A 5,961-nucleotide genomic window follows, 5' to 3' on the forward strand; every position below is an offset into this window, starting at 1 on the left:
CACTCCGCAGCGGCGGCCCCGCCAAAGCCGATGATGGCCTTGGTTTCGAGAAAATCGGCAAAGCCATGATCGCCCCATTCGCGGCCATTGCCCGAGTGCTTGTAGCCGCCGAACGGTGCCATCATGTCGCCAGCGGCCTGATTGATGTTGACCTGGCCGGTCCGCAGTTGACGCGCGACCTTGCGGGCGTGTTCGGGCTCGCCCGAGATATAGCCGGCGAGGCCGTAGACCGTATCATTGGCGATCGCCACGGCTTGTTCCTCGGACTGGTAGGACAGTATCGCCAACACCGGCCCAAAGATTTCCTCGCGTGCGATGGTCATATCGTTGCTGACATCGGCAAAAATCGTCGGCTTGACGTAATAGCCCTTGTCGAGCCCGTCTGGTCGGCCGGTGCCGCCACTGACCAGCGTCGCGCCCTCGTCGATCCCTTTCTGAATCAGCCCTTGGATCTTGATCCACTGCGTCTCACTGACGACAGGCCCCATCGCGGCGTTGCCATCGGGTGAACCAACAGTGGTCGCTTCGGCTGCAGCCTTGGCAATGGCCTTGGCCGCTTCCATCTTGGCGGCCGGGACCAGCATGCGAGTCGGCGCGTTGCACGACTGGCCGCTGTTCATCATCACCGACTTGACGCCGCCGGCAACGGCGACCTGCAGATCGGCATCATCAAGAATGATGTTGGGCGACTTGCCGCCCAGTTCCTGGTGGACACGCTTGACGGTCGGCGCGGCATTGCGGGCAACCTCGATGCCGGCGCGGGTGCTCCCGGTGAAGCTCACCATATCGACCTCATGGTGCGAGGACAGCGCCGCACCAACGGTGGGGCCATCGCCGTTGACAAGGTTGAAAACACCGGCCGGCACACCGGCGGCATGCATGACTTCGGCCCACAGGATCGCCGAGAACGGCGCGATTTCCGACGGCTTGAGAACCATGGTGCAACCGGTGGCGATCGCCGGCACGACCTTGCAGGCGATCTGGTTGATCGGCCAGTTCCACGGCGTGATGAAGGCGCAAACGCCCACGGGTTCATGGGTGATGAGCGTGGTGCCGCGCAGGTTTTCAAACTGGTAATTCTTCAACACCTCGATGCCGGTCATCAGATGGCCGACGCCGATGGCGGCCTGCGCCTGCATGGCGAGCCAGCCGGGCGCGCCCATTTCCTCGGTGATGGCCGCTGCGATTTCGGCAAAACGCTCCTGATATTTCGCCAGGATGTTCTGCAGCAACTCGACACGGTCGGCGCGGCTCGTTTGTGAATAGCTCGGAAACGCCTTGCGGGCGGCCATGACCGCGCGATCGGCATCGGCGGCGCTGCCCATTGAAATCACACCGGCCACGGCCTCTGTCGCCGGATTGATCACGTCGAGCAGCTTGGGCACCGCCGGATCGACCCATTGGCCGCCAATGTAGAATTTGGTGTAATCGCGCATGACGCATCCTTCCCGGAAGCTGGTTCAAGCCCTGTTGTAGCACGCCCTTGGGGCGATTGTGCGCTTGGGCATTTTGAGGGGGGCGTTATTTGGCCGGCATCAGCATCACGGCCGCCGCCGTCATGCTTTCAACCCCGGTCGCGATGGTCGGCGCTGGATCGGGTGCCCAGCCGCTGTTGTGCAGCGACGGGATGGCCGGGCCGCCCTTTTGCGCGGCATCCCACTGCGCCTGGCCAACGCCTCCCAGCCAATAGATCACCGAGGGGATTTTGGCCTTCAGCCCGAAGTACTGGAAATCTTCCGACGCCATCGACGGATCGAGATCGACCACCCGCGCCTTGCCCAGCTTGGCTTCGAACTGCGCTTTCAGCCGAGTCGCGAGCGCCGTGTCGTTCAGGGTCGGCGGGCCGAACTCGCCGCCGCGAAAGGTCGGCATCAGCCGGTCGGGGATGCCGGCCGCCATGGCTTCGCCGTTCACCACCCGTTTGATGCTGTCGATCAGCCGTTGCTGCTGGGCTGCTTCATAGCTGCGGATGGTCAATTGCAGCGCAACCTCATCGGGGATGATGTTGTGCTTGGTGCCGCCATGGATGCTGCCCACCGTGATCACCGCCGGCTTGAAGGGATCGTTTTCGCGGCTGATGATGGTTTGCAGCGCAGTGACGATGCGCGCCGCCAGTGCCACCGGGTCTTTCGTCGTCGCTGGATAGGCGCCGTGGCCGCCGATACCCTTCACCACGATATCCAGGCTGCTGATGATCGACAGCGCCCGGTACGGCGGCACGCTCACCTGGCCGGCGGGCAGCGTGCTGTTGTCGTGCAGAGCCAGCGCGAAATCGGGCTTGGGGAAACGCGCGAGAAAGCCATCGGCCAGCATCGCTTCTGCGCCGCCGCCGGCTTCTTCGGCCGGCTGGCCCACCATCACCACGGTGCCGCGCCAGCTTTTACGGTTTTCGGCCAGCCAGCGCGCCGTGCCGACCCACACCGCCATGTGGATATCATGGCCGCAGGCGTGCATCACCGGGGTCATCGGGCCAACGTCATATTGCCCCATTGCGGTGCTGGCATACGGGAGCCCGGTGGCTTCCTTCACCGGCAGCCCGTCCATGTCGGCGCGAATCAGCACGGTGGGGCCGTCGCCGTTTTTCAGCACCGCCACCACCCCTGTGCGGGCCACTTTCTCGGTCACCTCAAAGCCCGCAGCCCGCGCCTCTGCCGCCAGGATGCCGGCCGAACGGACTTCGTGAAAAGCCAGTTCGGGGTGGGCGTGGAGATCCTTGTAGAGCGTCACCAGATCAACCGGCGCCGCCCAGGCCGAGGTGGAGAGCAGTGCGGCGCTCAGCCAGACAAGCCCGATAATCCGTCCCATGCCAGTTTTCCCCCAACCAATATCATCAACACATGCATGATGGCATAGAAACGCGGGCCATCAACCCGGCGCACCAATACGGTGCCCGCCCAGGTGGAAAGCAGCGCCACCGGCATCAACGCGGCAGCCAGCCAAAGATTGTTCGGCGTGAACGCCCCCAGCGCCCAATAGGCCGGGACTTTCAGCCAGTTGATCAACGCGAAAAACACGCTGCTGGTGCCGATGAACACATCGCGCGGCAGTTTGCGCGGCAGCACATGCATCTGGAACGGCGGCCCGCCGGCATGGGCGATCTGGCTGGTGAAGCCCGCCGCCGCGCCCATGGCGACGCCTTCGATCGCGCCGCCCAAACCACCACGAATTCGCGCCGGCACCCCGCGCCGTTCGGCCACAATGCGCTGCACGCCAAAACCGAAGGCAATCACGCCCACTGCGGTTTCCACCGCCGGCACCGATACGAAGCGCGCCAGCGCCCAGCCGGCGATGATGCCCAAGCAGGCGCCAGGCACCATGCGTTTCAACACGGCGTCGTCACGGTGCGCGCCGAATGTCTTCACCGAAAACACGTCCTGCACCAGCAGGATCGGCAGCAATATGGCTGCAGCCAGCACCGGGCTCATGCCCAGCGCCATGATAGGCACGCCGAGCACGCCTAGCCCGGCAAAGCCGCCCTTGGCCAAGCCCAATATTGTCACTCCGGCCAGCGCGGCAGCCCAGAAGGCCCAGTCTTGGCCGCCAAGCAGGTTGGCGATCGGGCCGGCCACGTTCAGGCGGGAACGGTTCGGATGTCGATCAGCACCAGCCGTGCTGTCCAGCGCGGCCACGGCAGCGCAATGCGCCACTGGCCGGGGCCGATGGCCTGCAACACGCCAAGCTGGTCGCGCTGGCCATCCTCGCCATACCGCAAGCGGCCCATTTCACCGGCCAGGCGTACTGTGCCCAAGAAAATCAGCCGATCGACATCCGGATAAAGCGTGCCCAGATATTGCTGCGGGCCCGGCGCGGTTTCAAAACGCAGCACGATGCCATCTGCGGTCAGCCGGCACGGCGCCCACGCGCCCGCCTGCACAGCCGGCGCCGTGTGCGCTGCGCCCTGGTGCCAGCCCAATTGGATCGTGCGGCATTCATGCGCGCCGGCACGGGGGAAAACCGTATCGCCGCCGCCGCCATCCTGCGCCAGCGATTGCTGCACCAAGGATTGCTGAGCAACTGGGCCCAGCCTGGCCAAATCAGCATCGGCGCCGGCTGCGGAAATGTCGGCGCGGGCCTGCTCCCAGGCTTCGCCCAGACGCGACAGCCGGCCGCGATCGGCATCGGTGATCACCGCCTGCCACACGTCTGCCCGCCGCACCACCGCATAGGGGCGCAGGCCGTCTTCCCTGGCGCACCCGGCCAGAACCAGCACGGCCAGCAGAACCAGCCGCCGCATCATTCGCCCAGCATGCCGCGCACAAAGCCAGCAAGGCCAAGCTGACGTTTGCGGCGCAGGCGTTCGGCCAGCAGGATGGCGCGAATCTCGTTCAGGCAGGTTTCGGCGTCATCGTTGACAAGGATGTAGTCATATTCGCCCCAATGGCTGATCTCGTCGCGGGCGCGGGCCATGCGGCCGGCAATCACTTCCGGATGATCGGTGTTGCGGGAACGCAGCCGGCGTTCCAGCTCGCGCAGGTCGGGCGGCAGGATGAACACGCGCACCAGATCGTATGCGGCATCGGTTTGCTGCAACTGCTGGGTGCCCTGCCAGTCGATATCGAACAGCACGTCGCGGCCATCAGCCAGCGCTGCTTCAACCGGGCTGCGCGGGGTGCCATAGCGATTGCCGAACACCGTGGCCCATTCCAGCAGCGCGTTTTCCGCGACCATCGACTGGAACTGGTCGGCCGAAACAAAATAATAATCGACGCCGTCCACCTCGCCGGGCCGCGGCGGGCGGGTGGTGGCCGAAACACTCAAGGTGATGCCGCTGTCCTCGGTCATCAGCGCCCGCGACAAGGTGGTCTTGCCAGCGCCCGAAGGGGAAGACAGCACGAACATCAGGCCCCGGCGCAAGGGTGATCTCGCCGGCGCATCGGATCGGGCGAACTGCGTCACTTGCGGCGGAACCGATCAAGGGTGACGACGTTGCTGCCTTCTTCCTGCGGCTCGGGCGGCGACGGTTCGGGCGGCGGCTCCGGCGCTTGGGGCGGAGGCTCCTCGCCATCCTTGGGCGGGAACTGCAGCGCAAAATTCACCGCCGGATCAACAAAACCGACGATGGCTTCATAGGGGATCACCAAGCTGGATGGCATCTGATTGAACGACAGGCCGATGGAAAAATGATCATCGGCCACCACCAGATCCCAGTATCGGTGCTGGATGACAACGGTCATCTCGTCGGGATAGCGTTCCATCAGATGCCTCGGGATGGAAACCCCGGGCGCGCGGGTGCGAAAAGCGATGTAGAAATGGTGGCCGCCGGGCAGGCCTCCTTCATCGGAAATGCGTTGCAGCACGCGGCTCACCACACCGCGCAGCGCATCCTGGACGATGTCGTCATAGGGGATCAGGCTGTCGGGCGTGGTGTCGTTCACGAAAGCTGAGCCTTGGCTGAAAATGCTGCTGATATGTCGCCACCGATTGGCGCGGGGCGCGGCCAAGGTCAAGCGATATGCCCGGCGCGCACCGTGTCTGACATCGCAGCGTTCAGCCGCGGCGTGTCGAACATCGCACCATCCGCGCCGCCAAAAGGCACACAATGCGCTGACCGTGCGCAAATGAGGCCTGCCCGCCGCCAAGCTCCACAAGACGGTGACGAGGCTGAAAAAAGTGAGGAGGTTCTGTTGCCCGTCCCCCAGTTGTCTGAGGGTCGGGGTGCCTTACGGCGTACAAATTCGGTGAGGGGGTTCTGTTGCCCGGCCCCCCTCGGGCCGCTGGAATCCACTTCTGTTGCCCGGTGTGGCCCGAACCGCGCTTTCGGCCAGTGTAACTTAGTCCGTGAGGACCGGGTTACGCTGCGATTGCGAATGCCTCGTTATCGTTGGCATTTATGGTGTTTTGAACGGTTTTACGGCTCATTCAGGCCGGGCAAAAATATCGTCTTTGAACACACGTCGATTCTGGTTCGGCCCCTCAATTCACCCCGACAACGGGCTGGAAGAATGGTGGAGCCGCCGGGTA

At 64.3% G+C, this 5,961-nt stretch carries 6 protein-coding genes and 1 other RNA gene; all 7 read right to left on the reverse strand.

Translation table 11 applies throughout. The annotated features are described in order from the left end of the window. Window positions 1-1,436 (reverse strand): aldehyde dehydrogenase family protein (locus tag ACESL8_RS06665; RefSeq protein ID WP_372917098.1); only part of this gene is annotated, 1,436 nt, incomplete at its 3' end. An 85-nt stretch (window positions 1,437-1,521) separates the two neighbouring features. Next, window positions 1,522-2,805 (reverse strand): amidohydrolase, encoded by a 1,284-nt coding sequence (locus ACESL8_RS06670; RefSeq protein ID WP_372917100.1) that lies wholly within the window; start codon window positions 2,803-2,805, stop codon window positions 1,522-1,524. After that, entirely contained in the window at window positions 2,775-3,569 is a 795-nt protein-coding gene (locus tag ACESL8_RS06675) for a sulfite exporter TauE/SafE family protein (protein WP_372917102.1), read from the reverse strand. Before ACESL8_RS06675 ends, ACESL8_RS06670 begins: the two co-directional genes overlap by 31 nt. 2 nt (window positions 3,570-3,571) lie before the next feature. Beyond that, window positions 3,572-4,237, reverse strand: a complete 666-nt coding sequence (locus ACESL8_RS06680; RefSeq protein ID WP_372917104.1) for a DUF4893 domain-containing protein — start codon at window positions 4,235-4,237, stop codon at window positions 3,572-3,574. Then, on the reverse strand, window positions 4,234-4,839 hold the full coding sequence (gmk, locus tag ACESL8_RS06685; RefSeq protein ID WP_372917106.1) for a guanylate kinase: 606 nt from the start codon (window positions 4,837-4,839) through the stop codon (window positions 4,234-4,236). Before gmk ends, ACESL8_RS06680 begins: the two co-directional genes overlap by 4 nt. 53 nt (window positions 4,840-4,892) lie before the next feature. Continuing rightward, window positions 4,893-5,375 carry an SspB family protein gene (locus ACESL8_RS06690; RefSeq protein ID WP_372917108.1) on the reverse strand — a complete coding sequence of 161 codons (483 nt, stop codon included), beginning with the start codon at window positions 5,373-5,375 and terminating at the stop codon, window positions 4,893-4,895. A gap of 340 nt (window positions 5,376-5,715) precedes the next feature. Next, window positions 5,716-5,961, reverse strand: a transfer-messenger RNA (tmRNA) gene (ssrA, locus tag ACESL8_RS06695); the annotation flags it as partial.

Source organism: Sandarakinorhabdus sp. (assembly GCF_041689835.1).
GTDB lineage: Bacteria > Pseudomonadota > Alphaproteobacteria > Sphingomonadales > Sphingomonadaceae > Sandarakinorhabdus.

What these genes read in the sequence shown, in the direction of transcription:
- gmk (WP_372917106.1), bottom strand. Translation starts at nt 4,839, where the DNA reads ATGTTCGTGCTGTCTTCCCCTTCGGGCGCTGGCAAGACCACCTTGTCG.
- ACESL8_RS06670 (WP_372917100.1), bottom strand. Translation starts at nt 2,805, where the DNA reads ATGGGACGGATTATCGGGCTTGTCTGGCTGAGCGCCGCACTGCTCTCC.
- ACESL8_RS06680 (WP_372917104.1), bottom strand. Translation starts at nt 4,237, where the DNA reads ATGATGCGGCGGCTGGTTCTGCTGGCCGTGCTGGTTCTGGCCGGGTGC.